The 16,314-nt window shown below is 45.9% G+C and carries 14 protein-coding genes and 1 pseudogene; 6 read left to right on the forward strand and 9 right to left on the reverse strand.

Going from position 1 to position 16,314, the window contains the following annotated elements:
* Positions 1–66 precede the first annotated feature (66 nt).
* From J0B03_RS07500 to J0B03_RS07510, 3 genes are all read right to left on the reverse strand, one after another.
* Positions 67–387, reverse strand: a complete 321-nt coding sequence (locus tag J0B03_RS07500; RefSeq protein ID WP_207299021.1) for a nuclear transport factor 2-like protein — start codon at positions 385–387, stop codon at positions 67–69.
* Positions 384–2,330, reverse strand: coding sequence for an NAD(P)/FAD-dependent oxidoreductase (locus J0B03_RS07505; protein ID WP_207299022.1), 1,947 nt, complete (start codon positions 2,328–2,330; stop codon positions 384–386). The genes J0B03_RS07500 and J0B03_RS07505 overlap by 4 nt, the downstream gene beginning before the upstream one ends.
* Positions 2,331–2,559: 229 nt before the next feature.
* Positions 2,560–3,759 carry an MFS transporter gene (locus J0B03_RS07510; RefSeq protein WP_207299023.1) on the reverse strand — a complete coding sequence of 400 codons (1,200 nt, stop codon included), beginning with the start codon at positions 3,757–3,759 and terminating at the stop codon, positions 2,560–2,562.
* A 265-nt stretch (positions 3,760–4,024) separates the two neighbouring features.
* Between J0B03_RS07510 and J0B03_RS07515 the strand changes: the two genes are divergently transcribed.
* On the forward strand, positions 4,025–5,014 hold the full coding sequence (locus tag J0B03_RS07515; protein ID WP_207299024.1) for a uroporphyrinogen decarboxylase family protein: 990 nt from the start codon (positions 4,025–4,027) through the stop codon (positions 5,012–5,014).
* A gap of 122 nt (positions 5,015–5,136) precedes the next feature.
* Positions 5,137–5,787, forward strand: a complete 651-nt coding sequence (locus tag J0B03_RS07520) for a TetR/AcrR family transcriptional regulator (protein WP_207299025.1) — start codon at positions 5,137–5,139, stop codon at positions 5,785–5,787.
* A gap of 65 nt (positions 5,788–5,852) precedes the next feature.
* Here J0B03_RS07520 and J0B03_RS07525 read toward each other — a convergent pair whose 3' ends face one another.
* Genes J0B03_RS07525 through J0B03_RS07530 form a run of 3 tightly spaced genes read right to left on the reverse strand, consistent with a single transcriptional unit; the run spans position 5,853 to position 8,349 of the window.
* Positions 5,853–6,959 (reverse strand): uroporphyrinogen decarboxylase/cobalamine-independent methonine synthase family protein, encoded by a 1,107-nt coding sequence (locus J0B03_RS07525; protein ID WP_246798094.1) that lies wholly within the window; start codon positions 6,957–6,959, stop codon positions 5,853–5,855.
* Positions 6,960–7,016: 57 nt separating this feature from the next.
* Entirely contained in the window at positions 7,017–7,151 is a 135-nt protein-coding gene (locus J0B03_RS12340; RefSeq protein WP_256436410.1) for a hypothetical protein, read from the reverse strand.
* Between the two features lie 16 nt (positions 7,152–7,167).
* Positions 7,168–8,349 (reverse strand): uroporphyrinogen decarboxylase family protein, encoded by a 1,182-nt coding sequence (locus J0B03_RS07530; protein WP_246798095.1) that lies wholly within the window; start codon positions 8,347–8,349, stop codon positions 7,168–7,170.
* 286 nt (positions 8,350–8,635) lie between these two features.
* On the opposite strand from J0B03_RS07530, the gene J0B03_RS07535 reads away from it, so the two are divergent.
* On the forward strand, positions 8,636–10,435 hold the full coding sequence (locus tag J0B03_RS07535; protein WP_207299026.1) for a BCCT family transporter: 1,800 nt from the start codon (positions 8,636–8,638) through the stop codon (positions 10,433–10,435).
* 62 nt (positions 10,436–10,497) lie between these two features.
* Here the strand turns inward: J0B03_RS07535 and J0B03_RS07540 are convergent, their stop codons facing one another.
* The gene (locus J0B03_RS07540; protein ID WP_207299027.1) at positions 10,498–11,121 is read right to left on the reverse strand and encodes a DUF2238 domain-containing protein; all 624 of its coding nucleotides are present in this window, start codon (positions 11,119–11,121) and stop codon (positions 10,498–10,500) included.
* A gap of 281 nt (positions 11,122–11,402) precedes the next feature.
* Here J0B03_RS07540 and J0B03_RS07545 point away from each other — a divergent pair, with 281 nt between their 5' ends.
* Positions 11,403–11,993, forward strand: coding sequence for a type IV toxin-antitoxin system AbiEi family antitoxin domain-containing protein (locus tag J0B03_RS07545; RefSeq protein ID WP_207299028.1), 591 nt, complete (start codon positions 11,403–11,405; stop codon positions 11,991–11,993).
* 11 nt (positions 11,994–12,004) lie between these two features.
* On the opposite strand, the gene J0B03_RS07550 is transcribed toward J0B03_RS07545, so the two are convergent.
* The gene (locus tag J0B03_RS07550; protein ID WP_207299029.1) at positions 12,005–12,673 is read right to left on the reverse strand and encodes a molybdopterin-dependent oxidoreductase; all 669 of its coding nucleotides are present in this window, start codon (positions 12,671–12,673) and stop codon (positions 12,005–12,007) included.
* A 279-nt stretch (positions 12,674–12,952) separates the two neighbouring features.
* Here J0B03_RS07550 and J0B03_RS07555 point away from each other — a divergent pair, with 279 nt between their 5' ends.
* Complete coding sequence (locus tag J0B03_RS07555; RefSeq protein ID WP_207299030.1) at positions 12,953–14,335, forward strand: ATP-binding protein; 1,383 nt, start codon at positions 12,953–12,955, stop codon at positions 14,333–14,335.
* A gap of 1 nt (position 14,336) precedes the next feature.
* Here the strand turns inward: J0B03_RS07555 and J0B03_RS12455 are convergent.
* Positions 14,337–14,821, reverse strand: a pseudogene (locus J0B03_RS12455) (ECF transporter S component).
* A 98-nt stretch (positions 14,822–14,919) separates the two neighbouring features.
* Between J0B03_RS12455 and pdxR the strand changes: the two are divergent.
* Positions 14,920–16,278: a MocR-like pyridoxine biosynthesis transcription factor PdxR gene (pdxR, locus tag J0B03_RS07570; RefSeq protein ID WP_207299033.1), complete on the forward strand. Its 1,359-nt coding sequence runs from the start codon at positions 14,920–14,922 to the stop codon at positions 16,276–16,278.
* Positions 16,279–16,314: the final 36 nt, after the last annotated feature.

The raw sequence follows: 16,314 nt of genomic DNA on the forward strand, positions 1-16,314 counted from the left end.
ACAGAAAAGAATCAATAACGGTCAATGGACATGAAAAAACACCCTCGATGAAGGGTGTTTTTTTCGTCATCTTGGTCTAACGATATATTCTTTGATCAAACCATCCTGAAGAGTTGCACAACCGATACACTCCAACTTGACATCTCCCAAATATACGTCGTATTCCATGGAGTTGGCGTTGAGTTTTACGATCTCCGATCTTACTTTGTAGGCTTCGAATACGGATTTGAAGGCCTCTTTTAGTGCTTCGCTTCCATCTACTACCAGGTCGTCAACGCCGATGGTGCGAGCACCACCATCGTTGAAATGGCAATCTGAGGTGAACAGCTCGGAGACACCTTGGTGATCTCCTTGGTTCATTCGCTCGATATAGGTTTCCAGAATCATAGTTTCATTCCCACTCGTGCACCTTCGTAAATGGCTTCCAATGCGCTGCGGGCTTCTTTGGCATCCCCGATGACATATACTTCCGGAGCCAGACCTTCTACATCACCAAAAGGCTTGTCTGCTTTGGATCCTACAGCAAAGACGATGTTGTCGAATCCGTCCAGGACGATCTCTTTTCCGTCTTGCTCTGCGTATACGGAATTTCCCTCGATCTTTTGTACCTTGGTGTTTTTGTAGACTTCGATGCCTTCTTTTTTGAATCGTCCCAATAGATCATCGCGAACGGTCATGTATAGGTCGGTGGCAATGTCCTCTTTCATTTCCACTACAGCGACCCGACCACAGTAATCCTTGCAGAATTCGGCGGTTTCCACTCCGACAAGACCTCCGCCGATGACTAGTGCACTGTTGCCCAGGATCTTCTTACCAAGCAAAACGTCGTTTGCCATAAAGACGTTGTCTCCATCATTTCCGGGGATGTTCAACTTGAAAGGAGTCGCACCGGTAGCGACGACAAGTACATCTGGTTGCTGCTCTTTGATGAAAGCGGTGTTCACTTCTGTGTTGTATACCATCTTTACACCGTTCTTCTCGCACATGTGCTTGTAGTATTTGATGGGTCGGGTAAGTTCCTGTTTAAAAGGAGGATATGCAGCAACGAGGAACTGGCCACCTACCCGGTTTTCTCCATTTTTCTCATAAAGGGTGACATCATGTCCTCTTTCGGCAGCGATCCAGGCCGCTTCCATCCCGGCAACACCGGCACCGATGATCATGACTTTTTTCGGCGTTTCTGTCGGACTGTACTGAACGTCTTTTCGGTTGTTGCTCATGGGGTTAAAGATGCAGGATACGCCCCAGTCCCCTTCCTGCAAGGTATCGTGGTCATTGAAAGACATGCAGCGTTGGGTACAGCCGACACAGGGAACGATGTCTTCCACGTCGCCGCCAGCCATCTTGTTGGGGTATTCGGGATCGGCGATGGATTGTCTTCCTAGACATACAAAGTCCGTATCCCCACGTTCGATGGATTGCTCGATGATGAAAGGATCGGAAAATCGTCCTGCCAGCATGACGGGAACATTCACGGATTCCTTGATCCTACGACAGATCCTCCAGTTCCAGCCCTGCTGCCAAGCAGATGGGGGGACGATGACATCCCAGGATGCATAAGTGCCGGCAGAAACGTTGAGAGCGTCTGCACCGTAGGATTCCAAGAGGCGGGCAAAGACCACGGATTCTTCTTCTTCCAGACCACCAGCTCTTCCTTCGATGGAGTCGATTCGCACGATGATGGCAAAATCTTCGCCGCATTCTCTACGAATCCCTTCAATGATCAGTTTGTGGAAGTAAGACCTTCCGGTAACGCCGCCTCCAAATTCGTCGATGCGCTTATTGGTGCGCGGACTCATGAATTGAAGTCCCATGTATCCATGGGCGCTATGGAACTCGATGCCGTCAAATCCGGCTTTGTTGCACCGCACGGCAGATTGGATATAGGAATCGACCAATTCGTAGACTTGTTCGGTTGTGTACTCATTGACCGGTTCTCGATAAACCAAAGAGGGGATGGAAGAGGGTGCCGTTGGTGTTTGTCCGATCATTGCTTCGCAGGTTTCTCGTCCTGCATGGTGAAGTTGAACGATGGCTTTTGCGCCACCTCGATGAATGGCATTAGCCAGTTTGGTCAGACCGGGGATGTAATCGTCAGAGTAAAGTCTCGGCTCACCGGGCATGCCCATGCCGCGCTCGTCTACTGCTGCGATCTCCGTAATGACCATGCCGAAGCCACCTTTTGCACGGGCTCCATAATAATCGCATGCCATTTTTTCGATGGTGCCGTCGTCTTCGCACATGGCAGAATCCATGGCAGGGACAACTAGTCGGTTCTTGACCAGCATTTTGCCAATATACATTGGTTCAAAAGTTGATGGGAAATTCATAACAAACACTCCATTCTTAAAATTTTATCTTTTGATTTGGGTGGGTTCTTTGCTGTCACTTGATGCATTGACAAAAGTATAACGTGATTGTTAAAAAAATACCATATTCAAACCGACAAAAATTCGGCGCATCTTTGTGCATTTTGACGAAAGCGAATTATCGAAGGGACGGTTCTTTTGATCACGTGATCAAAAGAACCGTCCCTTCGATTTGTAATTTAAGGCCTATTTAGGCAGCCGCTTTCTTGTCGCTTTTGCTGAATACGAAGAAGGAAACCACAGCTAGAGCCAAAAGGACTACAGATGAAACAATGAGTTTTGCTTCGATGGTGGGTTCCGCCATGAAAATAGAGGTGACTGCTCCAACGATGTTTGGAGACAGGAAGATGGCGAATGCACCGACTCCGTTCAAGATCCCAAGGGCAATGGTAGCCATGCTGGGAGCAACATTATTTGATACGTTGTAGAAGAAGGTGGGAATGGCACAGGTCAATCCAAATCCGCTCAAGATTCCTGCAATGAATACATTGGCCAATCCTCCAAAGACCACCAACTGGATCATGCCGATGGCGGTGATCACAAAAGAAAATGTTGCCAGTTGAGATTTGAATCCTTTGAACATTTTTCCGTACAGGATCCCTGCGACTCCACCCAATGCGGAAGTTACCGTCTGAACCAGACCAGCCGTTGTTACAGTACCTAGTCCATAAGTTGTCATGTATAGGGAGAAGTTGGCGGAAAAGGTAAACATGAAGGCTGCATATATGATGTCAATGATTAATACTATGATGACAAAGGAGCTAAAGGAACCTTTTGCTTTGGTTGTGTTGGAATCAGCAGCTACCGGCGAATCTTCCCTTACCCGTTCCTTGTTTGGCAGGTTTGCCGAAACAAGAATGAAGATGGGGATCGTAACAAAGGCCACTGCGTAGGCATAGATCCAGTCGATACCGGATAAGAGCGCTCCAATGAAAGCAATGATCATTCCGCCGAAATTGACAAAAGAGGATTGCAATCCCATCAGTGCTGCACGTTCTTGTCCCTCAAAATAATCGGCTGGAAGGGCCATGGTCAGGGTAGACAAAAGACCTTGTCCCACACCAAACAGGGCGCTTGCAGTCAGCAAGAGATTGAAGTTGGATTTTCCAAACACCAAAGCTACGATTCCCGCCACCAATATGACGACGATCCCCGCAAGCATGGTGACTTTTTTGGAAATGATTTTTGCGATTGGTCCGGCCAAGACGGAAAAGACCATGTTGATCATGAAGGGCAGAGTCAAAACCATAATCAAAATGTTGGGGGCAATCCCCGAGAAGGGTTCCCATGTGGCGATGGTTCCGAAAAGTCCGTTGATGATGTTGGAAGTCATCAGCAGCATGGCGCCGGCCATGATTGCCGATTTGATTTGAAAAGCACTCTTGTTCAAAAAAATCATCCTTTCTGTTATGAATACATAATAATTGCTGTCGAATTGAGCCGAGTTGTTTTGTATTTCCTGTGCAGTTTAATAATTAGACCCGAGTCTAATTAAAACATATCATCGTTTATAAGGTTTGTCAATGAATAAAATCAATTAAATTTACAAAGAAGAAAAAGCGTCTGATCATTTGATTTTTCATTGACATTTGGCAATAAAAAGCATATATTAGACCTAAGTATAGACCCGAGTCTAATATTTGAGGAGGACGATCATGCTAACAAAAAGAGAGAATTTAATCGAAACCCTTCGAGGTGGAAAACCGGACCGATTCGTGAAACAGTACGAATTTTTGAATATGATCATGGAAGCGGCCTTTGCCATGGAAGGCATCCCCATGCAGCCTGTGGAAGGTCTTTCAAAGGATTCCTGGGGCATCACTTGGAGTTTTCCAAAAGGGCAAATTGGGGGATTTCCTGTCCATGATGCGCAGCATAAGGTGATCAAAGATATCACCCAGTGGGAGAAGTACGTCAAAAAACCTGAAGTTCCCACATCCAAAGAGAAATGGGCTCCAGCCGTTGCCCATGCCAATGCCATTGACCGGGAGCAGGAATTCGTTGCTTCCATATATGCACCTGGAGTTTTTGAAATGACCCATCACTTGATGGGGATGGAAGACGCCTTGATGTCGTACTATGAAGAACCAGAAGCCATGCATGCCTTGTTGGACCTGATCACCGAGTTTGAATTGGAAAATGCGGAGATGGTCATCGATAAGCTGCGTCCTGATGCATTGTTCCACCATGATGACTGGGGCAGTCAGATATCTTCTTTTATGTCCCCGGAAATGTTTGCAGAATTTTTGGTTCCGAGGTATAAAAAGATTTACGGATTTTATAAGGCGAATGGGGTTGAACTCATTGTTCACCACAGTGATTCCTACGCAGCTAACCTGGTTCCCCACATGATCGACGTGGGAATCGATATCTGGCAAGGGACCATGAAAACGAACAAAATACCCCAGCTGATCGAGACTTACGGCAAAGAGATCTCCTTTATGGGCGGTCTGCACAGTGGAGAAATGGATTTTCCCGGTTGGACAGAGGAGCTCATTGCCCAGGAAGTGGAAAAAGCCTGTAAAACCAACGGCAAGCTACATTACATTCCCTGCATCACCCACGGTGGTCCAATGAGTCATTTTCCCGGGGTATATGAAGAGATCGATCGACAGATCGACCAGATGAGCAAGGAAATGTTTTAAGCAGTGTCAATTTGAGGAAGTTGCGTACGGGAAGAGAAAATTCTCTTCCCGTTTTTCTTTTCCTGTTTTTCAAGAAATGATATAGTATAGGTATGTCAAACTATGAATGGGAGAAGAGATGAATGGCCCAACACAAGGTGGGAAAGGAAACAAAGGAAAGAATATATCAAGCAGCGAAGAAGCTGTTTTATGAAAATGGATACATCGAGACGAAAGTTACGGATATCATCGATCTGTCCGAAACCAATAAAGGAAGTTTCTATCACCATTACGAAAACAAGGTGGAATTGGGTTTTCGGGTGTTCAATGCAACGGTGGAACAGCATTTCAATGCTTCAAAGATCGCAGCACTGGAAGATTCGCTAGTGCAATTTTCCCTGGAGATCGCCATCTTCTGGTACATCTACTTTCACGATGAAAAATTCCGACGGTTTTCTTCTGAGCTGAATGCTAATGACATCATCCAGGAACACGATCGAGTCTATCAGGTATGTCTGGAAAATACAGATCGAAAAATTGAGGAGAAGGAATTTGACTTGATTCGAATCGCCAATGTGGCACTCTACAAACAGTTGGCCGTTTATTTTTTTGATCAGGTAGAACGGTACACATTTGACGAAGCGAGGAGTTTTTATTTGAGGAACCTCTTTGATTTGTTCGGGATTCCTCAAAAAAGAATCGAAGGGGTGCTGGAGGAATCTTTAAGGGTCCTCGGTACAATGGAGCTGTCCTTTGGAGAATTTCAGGTAAAAGCGACCCTCCTCCACAAATAGTAAAACAGCAATTCGACCTGAAAAAATTCAGGAGAGAATTGCTGTTTTATTTTTCGATTACAGGATCATTTGGCCGCGTAGTTGATCCTTGATTGCTTGTAAAGCTCTTCCCGATAGGCTTTCGTCAAAATTTCTTCGTTGAACTGGGCGTACACACTTAAAGCGGACGGCTTTTCCGGCTTGCAAAATTGGTTGGCAAAGGCCCTTGCGTACTCCCGTTGTTCTTCTTCGGTTGTAGTATTGATGTCGAACAGATCGGGCATGACTCCAAGAACAATTTGATCGCCGAATTCTTTGTATAATTTCTGGGTGTCGTTCATGGTCTGGGGTGTCCAAGCATCCCAGCCTGCATCGATGATGTTCTGAATCTGTTTTTCGTTCATGCCGCAACTGTGAAATTCTGCAAACCGGCCTTTGCTATGGATGAAATCCGTGACCTTTCTCATGTATGGAACAAGCAGGTTTTTTGCGGCGGAAGGAGAGAAAAAGGTATCCTTTTGGGCGCCCCAGTCGTCGTGTACATAAAACACGTCGATTTGTGGAAAATAATCCAAATATTTGTCGATCAGTCGGACGTACAGATCAGACAGTCGGTCAAAAAATTCCTTCACTGCGGCTTCCTGGTCCTCGTCGATAAGAGCCATTGCGGCGTTTTCGAAATCCATGAAAGAAATCAGGCGTTCGTAAAAGCCTGTGAAGATCCAGGTTTCCACCAACTTGTCCGATTCGAAATAGCCTTTATTTTTTTCTTTCTCCCCTTCCCAGTCCCAGGAATCAATATCCGGGAAGACGACATGCTTTTTCCAGTCATTCATGTCGGTAAACATTGGATTTCCGGGAACCACCATGGAACCACCGGCTTCTTTCTCAAACAGCCAATTGATGCCAAACATATCTTTGCCTCCGCACAAGTTGCTGATGCCGGGAACAAAGCTGTGGTCGAAGACGAAAGCACGGGCCACGTTGTCTGGTACGAAATTTGGATTGAACATTTGAAACTCTGATCCGACGCCGAGGATGATCTGCCAGATCGGTGCTTTTTTGTAGGTGGCCAAAGCCCCTTCTTTTCCAGTCACCGGGGTATCAAAAACAGGGATGGGCTCTCCACCCATCATGTCGGGTATCTCTTGGGTTACTTTAAGTTCTTTATCATCAAATGCAGGGTTCGTCACAGAAAATCCTCCTTCATAGTTTATAAATTTGCAGCATCTTAAATCGATAATGCATGATCAGGTAATGGAAAAGAACAGTTGGAAGACCAGGCCATCCACCAATTCTTCCCGCAATGTTTGGGATTGCTCCCATTGGGGATCGTTTTTTGCACGTTCAAACAGTTCTTGCAACGTATAGTCTTCGGTGTTCATTGAAACCTCTCCCTTCTTATTTCTTTCCATATGCATTGGCAAATTCATAGACGGCGATCAGGTTGTCCAAATTTGCATCTTTAGCTCCCATGAGAGGACGATCCTGCATGAAGATGAAGCCTCCACCGGGAGCAAAGGTGTCAAAGCACTTTTTCACATAGTCGATGCATTGCTGTTTGGAGCCGTATTTGAGTAAATCTGCGGTGATGCCTGTGGCCAGCGTGGCCCAATCTCCGATCTCCTGGTGGCATTCGAAGGGATCGTCTTCTTCTAGCATGATGACCATGGCGCCTTTTGGCAGATCCCGATAACGGTTCAAGGTGTGGAGAAATTTGCCTTCTCCTTTCAAAAACATGTGGACCCCTGCTTCAAAAAATTTCATGAAACCCTTTTTCAAATAGTGCATGAACATGTCATCGAACTGGTTCGGGTTTAAGAAACAAGCACTGTGGTATACGGTGACTCCGCAGAACAAATCGTCTTTGTCGGCGTAATCGGAAGGTTTTTCCTTCATGTTTGCCATGTCCATTTCAAAGATCTTGTCGCAGGCACGCTTGACAACTTCTGGTCTCCTTCGCAAATCAAGCAAGGTGTTTTTCATTCCTCGGACCTGGTCAAACAGCGTGTCGAGAGGAACACTGTAGTGGGGCCCATTATGGGTCAAAGGGTATATTCCCCGATCTGTCAGGGCGTCCCCGATGAGCTTGTTGGTTTCATGAAAAGGGCGAAAGGCGTTCAATGCTTTTACAAAAGCCAGATATGCTTCTTCGTAACTTCCTTGAAAAGCAGGCAAACGTTTTCGGAGCAGAATTTCCCGCCAATACGTTGGAGGGTCCTTAATAAACTCTTCGTATTCACCCTCTTCCATGGGCATTTCATTAGTTTGGGCGTGAACGATGGAATTCCCGTCGGAACCAATCAAAAAACTGTCCGATCCCAGTTCGCCAAAGGAGTCAATGGGTTTTGTTATACCGGCAGGTCCCCACATATAATCGATGGATATGTCATCCAAAAACTTTACGTACTCGGATGCTGCTGTCTTTGGGTCTTCCTTCACCTGTGCATAGCTGGTCCCAGCATAGGCATAGGGCCACATGGCCACCTCGATGCCGATGGGAACCTTTTCAGGCTCTTTAAAGGACAATGCGTCTTTCAGGTTTTTCTTGTTGATCGACAATTTGTCTTCTGCTACTTTCAAAAGATCACCTCCAGAAAATTTGGACTTAAATTAGACTCGGGTCTAATTTAAGTCTATCACCATTTTCATTCAGTGTCAACGCATAATCGAAGTAATCAAAAGAACCGTCCCTTCGATTTGACAGATGGGGTCCTGACCAGTTACACTGATAGGGTTTTCCTTAACTGGAATGCAGCAAAAATTTGTACTAGTAGAGAAGGTTCTGTTGTGATTTTACAAACAACAGGGAGGGTATAGAGTCTATATCTAATACGGAATACGGAAATAACCAAGGGGAGGAATATGTATGGACGAGGAAAGAAGACAGCAGTTGGAATCCAAAAAGGTTTTGGCCAACAAACTGAGAAAAGCGGAAATTGATGCTAGAAAGAAAGCCATCAAGAACAGGCAACCCTTTAAGGGGCTGCAGGTCCGGCCGACTACATCCCTCTTTGACAAGGCGGGCAGGCAGGAGCCCGGCGAAAACAACTGGACCGGTTTTGGCTTTGATATCCATCCCCAGGTGACCTTGATCTCGGCGATATTGCTGGTCGTGTTCATTTCATTGACTCTGATCTATCCGGAAGTGGCGGAAAAATCTTTTGCTGGCATGATGGATGCGATCACCAAAAACGCAGGCTGGTTTTTCATTTTGGCAGCCAACATTTTCATAGTGGCGGCTTTGTACTTTGCCTTTGGCAAGTTTGGAAACATCAAACTTGGGGGGAACGACGCCCAACCGGAATTCACCAAATTTGGATGGTATGCCATGCTGCTTAGTGCAGGCATGGGTATCGGCCTTCTCTTTTGGAGTGTGGGAGAACCCATCAGCCACTTGCTGACTCCTTCCCCCATGTTCGGAAACATCGCTTCTTCCTCACCGGAAGCAGTCCAAGCGGCCATGGCAACGACTTTTTTCCATTGGGGCGTCCATCCATGGGCCATCTATTCCGTGGTTGGCCTTGGCTTGGCATTTTTCGCCTTCAATCGAGGATTGCCCTTGACCATACGATCCGTGTTTTATCCCCTGATCGGAAACAAGATCTATGGATTTTGGGGCAATTTGATCGATGTGTTGTCGGTTCTGGCAACATTGACAGGCCTGGCAACATCCTTGGGATTGGGAGTAGCCCAGATCAATGCAGGTCTGAATTATCTTTTCGGAATCAACATCAGCATAGGGATCCAAGTGATACTGATCGTTGGGATCACCGGATTGGCGACGGCTTCGGTGGTCATGGGGTTGGATGGAGGCGTAAAGCGTCTCAGCGAAATCAACATGGTCTTAGCGGGCGTTTTCATGGTCTTCATACTGATCGCAGGACCCACCGTGTATATCTTAAGCGGATTTACCCAAAATATCGGGTATTACCTTTCCAACCTGATGGAAATGAGTCTTTGGACGGAAACCTTCCGAGATACCAACTGGCAGGGTGCCTGGACCATATTTTATTGGGCATGGTGGATCTCATGGTCTCCCTTTGTCGGAATGTTTATCGCCCGGATCTCCAAGGGCAGAACCGTTAGGGAATTCATTCTGGGCGTTTTATTGGTCCCATCCTTGCTGTCTTTTTTCTGGATGAGCGTTTTTGGCGGGACCGCCACCTATCTTCAGACCAATGGGATCGGGGACATAGCGTCTGTAGTATCCAAGGATGTATCCATCGCCCTCTTCGCCATGTTGGAATATTTGCCCTGGACCCAGCTACTTTCCGCCATCGGGATCATTTTGGTCACCGTATTCTTTGTGACCTCGTCGGATTCCGGGTCCCTGGTGGTCGATCACCTCACATCGGGAGGGAAGCTGGATTCTCCGGTGCCACAAAGGGTCTTTTGGGCGGTGATGGAAGGATTGGTGGCGGCCACTTTGCTTATGGGTGGAGGACTTTCCGCCTTGCAGACAGCATCGGTATTGACCGGATTGCCCTTTGCCATCATACTTTTGGTTTTGATTTTTTCGCTGAACGTAGGGTTGAACCAGGAGTACGATGTGGAAGAGGCTGTCCGAAAAAGACTGCAGGAAGTGGAGGAAGCCCATTTCTTGAATGAAGCCATTACGGCAGCTGTGCAGGACGAAGCCCTTGTGGGCAACGAAAACGAATATTAAAAGGGACGGTTCTTTTGATTACGACATCAAAAGAACCGTCTTTTTTTTGTTATTTTTGATTTTTACCCTTTTCCCATGTGTTTGTCGTGCCAGGGTCCCAAAGGGAGTATGGCAAGGACGGCGCCGGTCAAGGCCATGATCATGTCCCATTGGGTATCCCATACATCACCTTGAAATCCCATAATGACTTCTCCGGGAAATCCTGTGACCCAGGAGGCAGCCAATTCCAGCAGTTCATAGAAGCCGCTGATCCCGAGGCACAAGCCAATAACGATGAGGTTCAGCACGGGCCCCTTTTTTACATGTCCTCTTCGAAATAAAAATTCCTTGATCATGAAGGCGGGAACAAAGCCCTGGGCGAAATGGCCCACCCGGTCATAGTAGTTCCTTTCCAGTTGGAATTCATTCATCAAGAAGTCGAAAAACGGATTGCGGGAATAGGTGTGATGTGCACCGATCAGCAAAATAATGGTATGGATCAAAACCATCACATAGACAAAGGTGGAAAAGGTGAATTTTCGATAGGTCAACACCAGACCCAAAACGATCAACATGGCCGGCAGCGCCTGCATGAACCAGAACAACAAATCAAAGGGTTGAATGACCGACCAGATCAAGACAAGAAAAAATATACCCAATAGGATCAGATGGGTCTTGACTGCTTGTTCTGAGGTTTTCTGCTTCATCGAAACCATCCCTTCCATGGCACTACATGCGGATCCCTTAAGGAGCTCTAAAAAAATCAGGTTCTATCAGTAAAGCATACCCAGGAAAGGTGCGGGTGCAACAGGGGAAAAGTTGTGTTGGGAAAGATTTGGCATGGATATGATCAAAAAGAAGGAAATCCGGTGAAAATGTAGTAAAAGAAGGAGAATCCTTGATAGAAACAGGTAACATAAGCTTCTTGTATTTACATATATACTTAAATGGATTACAATATACGTATATATGTAAAGAGGTGAACGAAATGAAATACATGGAAAAATTAGAGGAATTAGTTAAGAAAAGACATGGGACCGTATTGAGTACGGACTTGGATCAACAAGGCATACCGAGAACATATTTGCAACAGATGGTGAAAATGGGCAAACTGGAAAAAGTAGACCACGGAACATATGTTGCAGTTGATGCAATCGAAGATGAAATGTATACGATCCAAACAAAATATTCGAAAATAATCTTTTCTCATGAAACCGCGTTATTTTTACATGGTTTATCAGATCGAACTCCTTTTGAGTATGCCGTAACCGTTCCGAGCGGATATAAGGCAGTTTCACGTTTAAAAGAAAGTTGTAAAATTTATTACATTAGACGTGAGCTTCATGATCTTGGCTGTACTACAATGGTTAGCGCATTTGGAAATCCGATACGAGTCTATGATGTTGAGAGAACGATTTGCGATATTGTGAGAAGCAGAAACAGGATGGATGTTCAGATTTTTTTACAAGCAATAAAGGAATATTTTTCTTCGGAAAGCAACGCTCGAAAAATTATCAAGTATGGGAAGCAGTTTGGCATCGAAGAGAAAATTCGCACATATATGGAAGTTCTATCTTGAGAGGAGTGCACCTACCGCTCCACATCCGCCTCGTTGTCATAGCCTCTGCTTTCCCAGTAGCCTTTATAGTTGGAATCGTCGGACAGTTCGATCTCCTGGACCCAGCGGGCCCATTTGTAGCCCAGCTTGTCTTCTGCAACGACCATGAAAGGGTAACCCAGTTCCGCCGGCAGGTCCAGTCCGTTGGAGGAGTAGGCTAAGATCAGATCGTTTTGTTGGATCTGTTCCAGTGGCAGGGAGGTGGTATACCCGTCCACGGAGTGGAAAATAACAGTATTGGCACCAGATTGGATCCCGGCCAGATCCATGATGTCTTCGATCAAGACGCCCTTCCACAGGATGGTGGCATCCCAGCCCGTTACGCAGTAGAGGGTGATCAGCCGCTCGTAAGGATCCAGCTCCAAAATGTCGTCGTAGGTGAGTTCCAGATTGCGGTCTACGAGACCGCTTATGGTCAACCGATAGGAGCCCATGTCCACGGTTTGGACCCCTTTGATGGAGTTGTCATAGGGGCCGATGGCCGGATCCAGATTGGCACCCTGGTACTCCCTGATCTCCATTTCCCGGTAGCGTTCGACGGTCGCTTTTACTACGTCATCTACATCCCCATCGGAAAAACAGCCAAAGGAGAGCAGGATAGCGATCAACGACGGAAGCAAGAGAAAATATTTTGGTTTCATGGCGACACATCCTTCTCATATTCAAGATATTCTATGGTTCGTACATGTTTTACCCGATATGGGAAAACGAAAACGCAAACTTGTGCTGTTTGTCAGGCAATGTTGGAAAACAAAGCCGTTATATATACAATAGAGGATGGTATAAGGCCAATGCGGATATCAAGACTCAACGTGGAAGTCCCAAAAAGTAGACAAGTAAATAGAACCATGATATTATAACTGTATCGTGATAAAGTTTATTTAGATACAGTTTATTTAGGCGCAGATGGAGGGATCAAGATGTTTGTTGGAAGAGAGAAAGAAATAAAAATACTGGAAAAAAGAGTTCAGTCAAAAGGATTTGAATTTGGGTTGGTTTATGGTCGAAGAAGAATAGGGAAGACCAGGCTTCTGCAGGAAATCGTAAGCAAATTTGATGCGATCTACTATGTTGCCAATGAAATGGGCTTGGAATACAATCTAAAACAACTCAGTGCTACGATCACTTCATACTACAATGAATCTTTTGTATTCGAAAACTTTGATCAAGTTTTTCAGTATCTTGCCAAAAGAAGTCATGAGAAAAGAACCATATTCATCCTTGATGAATTCACGTATCTGATGTCATCGAACAAAGAATTGCTCTCTGTATTTCAAAATGCCGTTGATCAACATTTGTTGAATTCTAATCTAAAAATGATTCTATCTGGGAGCCAGGTGGGTATGGTAGAAGATGCCATTTCCTATAAAAAACCTTTATATGGCAGAACAACTTTTAAAATGAAATTGGAACCTTTTGATTACTATGATGCAGCAAAATTTTATCCGAATTGTACGGCAACAGAGAAAGTGTGTCTTTATAGCGTCTTTGGAGGGGTCCCCTTTTATACGAGCAGAATTGATGATTCAAAAAGCGTCAAAGAGAATATTCTTGATTTGATCATCGAGCCAGGATCTATATTTGAAGACGAAATCGCATTTTTTTTGAGTCAAGAGGTGAGGAGTGTCGCTACTTATGGAAAGATCATGAATGCCATCGCATCAGGAGCAACAAAACTAAGTGAGATTTCCACAAAAAGTGGTAGTACCAATACTGGGACTACATCAAAGTATTTGGATCTTTTGCTATCACTCGGGATCGTAGAAAAAGAATTTTGCTTTGGAGAAAGTAATAAATCAAAAAAGACGATCTACAGAATACAAGATCAACTATTTCGCTTTCATTTTTCGTTTATTGAAAAAAATAAATCCAAAAAAGTTATAATGGATCCTGAAAATTTTTATAATACGATGGTGCAACCTCATTTGGAAGAGTATGTCTCTAATGAATTTGAAAACATATGTAGAGATTTTTTAAAAAGGAAGTATGAAAACACGATCCAGGAGATTGGCCGCTATTGGTTTAATGATGCAGCAAAGCGCCAAGATATAGAAATCGACATCGTTATGAAAACCAACCATCAGCTTCATGTATATGAATGCAAATGGACGAACAGTAGAATTGGTATGGGTATCGTGAATAATTTACAAACCAAGGTTGATCATTTTGAGGGTGCGCAACTTGGATTCTTTTCTAAAAAGGGATATCATAGCGAGTTGAGCGACAAAGGATATGCGCTTTACCAGGTAGACGATTTGTATAATGTAAGTAACAACGAATTGGAACATAATCGTGAAAGTTGACCTACATCCCTATAAGATCCACAAAAATCTTCTTGAACTTTATCGTAAACAAGTATCCGATGACCGACCCAACGGCACCCTGGATCAGGTTGAAGGGGATGCTGGCCAGGGGGGAGAGAAGGTTGGAGTAGATGATGGTCTCCGACACATAGTATCCGCCTGCCATGATCAGGCAGCCTGCAACCACCGCTTTTAGAGGGTGGTTTTTTTGAAACAGATAGCCGGAAACCAGACCCATGGTCCCTTTGACAAGAAAGGTGGGGATCATGTAGATGAAAAAACCCAGGTAGTAATCCCCAAGGCAGACCCGAAAGCAGCGGCAATGAAGCCCAGTTTGGGTCCCAAAAGGGCGGCGGCGATGTAGATGGCTCCATCTCCCAGGTTGATATAACCCAAGGGCATGGGGATGGCGATGACTACCGTGGCAATGAAGACGATGGTGACCATCAGGGATGTATGGATCAGTCTTTTCAACGTAATATTCATAGGGTACAACTCCTTTGCATAAGTTCCTTCCTATGGTACAATGAAATTGTCCATGTGAAAATGCACAAAATAAATAAAAATGATAAGGACAGATGAAAATGATCGATGCTTTTATGCTGAAAGACCAAAGCGACAAACACCTGTACCTGCGGATCTACGAATACTACAAGGAGCAGATCTTGACCGGTGCCATGACCAAGGGGGAGAAACTGCCCTCCATTCGGGCCCTGGCCAAGGCCATCCATGTCAGCAAAATCACTGTGGAGGGAGCTTACAGCCAGCTGCTGGCGGAAGGCTACATCGAAAATCGGCCCAGGCAGGGATACTTTGCGGTGGATCTTTTTGGCTACGAGTTTTCCAAGGAAGCTCCAAAAGTAGAGGAACCGGAGGAGGAACGGCGGTATGTGAATACGGGGGTGGACCAGACCAGCCTGGATCTGGGGACCTGGCGCCGGATGTACACCAACGTCCTCAAAGACTACGCCGAGCTTCTTCACGATGCCGGATCCCTGAAAGGGGAATTGCTCCTTCGCCAGCAGATCAAGGAATTCATCGCCAAGAGCCGGGGGGTGGTCTGCAATGCCAACCAGATCGTCATCGGTTCCGGCAGCCAGTATCTGCTTGGGATCCTTTGCGGCCTCATGGGCCGGGAGATCCGAGAGGTGATCGTGGAGGACCCGGGGTTCGTCCAGGCCAGAAACACTTTCGAAGACCATGGCTTTCCCATTCGGGCCATCCCGGTGGATGAAGAAGGGATCCAGACTGACCTCATGGAGGGAGCGGGGCGATGTCTGGCCTACCTGAGTCCATCCCACCAGTATCCCACTGGATCCGTCATGACCATCCGGCGGCGACTGGAAGTGCTCCAGTGGGCGAAAAGACGACAGGCCCTTATTGTGGAAGACGACTACGACAGCATCTTCCGCTACGAAACAGAACCCATCCCCTCCCTGCAAGGATTGGATGAAGGCCGCCACGTTGTCTACCTGGGATCCTTTTCCAAGCTTCTCACTCCCGCCATCCGCATCAGCTACATGGTATTGACGGAAGAACTGCTGGAGAAGTACGAAGCCACAAAACATCGCTATACCCAGACGGCATCCCGTTTGGAACAGCTGACCCTGGGATATTATATGAAGGAAGGTCATTTCGAACGCCATTTGAGGCGGGCCAACAAGATGTACCACAAGAAAAACGAGCTACTGAAAGAGCTGCTGCAACAAAGGTTTGGGGATGCCATTCAGATCATAGGCGGTAATTCCGGCCTTCACTTGATGCTGCAGATGAAAACGGAACAAGCGGCAGAAAAGTTGCTGGTGACGTGCAGAAACAACGCCATTCAGGTGGAAGTCATTCCAGGCTCCGATGACAATGGGGACCATATCCTTCTGCCCTACAGCGGCATGTCCCTGGATGCCATGAAAGCCATTTTCGGTCAAGGCCATTCCGTGGTATAATGAAAGAACAGAAGGAATCGAGGAGAAAGGGGATTC

It is taken from the genome of Alkalibacter rhizosphaerae, assembly GCF_017352215.1.
Taxonomy (GTDB): Bacteria; Bacillota; Clostridia; order Eubacteriales; family Alkalibacteraceae; genus Alkalibacter; species Alkalibacter rhizosphaerae.

What these genes read in the sequence shown, in the direction of transcription:
- J0B03_RS07500 (WP_207299021.1), bottom strand. Translation starts at nt 387, where the DNA reads ATGATTCTGGAAACCTATATCGAGCGAATGAACCAAGGAGATCACCAA.
- J0B03_RS07505 (WP_207299022.1), bottom strand. Translation starts at nt 2,330, where the DNA reads ATGAATTTCCCATCAACTTTTGAACCAATGTATATTGGCAAAATGCTG.
- J0B03_RS07515 (WP_207299024.1), top strand. Translation starts at nt 4,025, where the DNA reads ATGCTAACAAAAAGAGAGAATTTAATCGAAACCCTTCGAGGTGGAAAA.
- J0B03_RS07520 (WP_207299025.1), top strand. Translation starts at nt 5,137, where the DNA reads ATGGCCCAACACAAGGTGGGAAAGGAAACAAAGGAAAGAATATATCAA.
- J0B03_RS12340 (WP_256436410.1), bottom strand. Translation starts at nt 7,151, where the DNA reads ATGAACACCGAAGACTATACGTTGCAAGAACTGTTTGAACGTGCAAAA.
- J0B03_RS07535 (WP_207299026.1), top strand. Translation starts at nt 8,636, where the DNA reads ATGGACGAGGAAAGAAGACAGCAGTTGGAATCCAAAAAGGTTTTGGCC.
- J0B03_RS07540 (WP_207299027.1), bottom strand. Translation starts at nt 11,121, where the DNA reads ATGAAGCAGAAAACCTCAGAACAAGCAGTCAAGACCCATCTGATCCTA.
- J0B03_RS07545 (WP_207299028.1), top strand. Translation starts at nt 11,403, where the DNA reads ATGAAATACATGGAAAAATTAGAGGAATTAGTTAAGAAAAGACATGGG.
- J0B03_RS07550 (WP_207299029.1), bottom strand. Translation starts at nt 12,673, where the DNA reads ATGAAACCAAAATATTTTCTCTTGCTTCCGTCGTTGATCGCTATCCTG.
- J0B03_RS07555 (WP_207299030.1), top strand. Translation starts at nt 12,953, where the DNA reads ATGTTTGTTGGAAGAGAGAAAGAAATAAAAATACTGGAAAAAAGAGTT.
- pdxR (WP_207299033.1), top strand. Translation starts at nt 14,920, where the DNA reads ATGATCGATGCTTTTATGCTGAAAGACCAAAGCGACAAACACCTGTAC.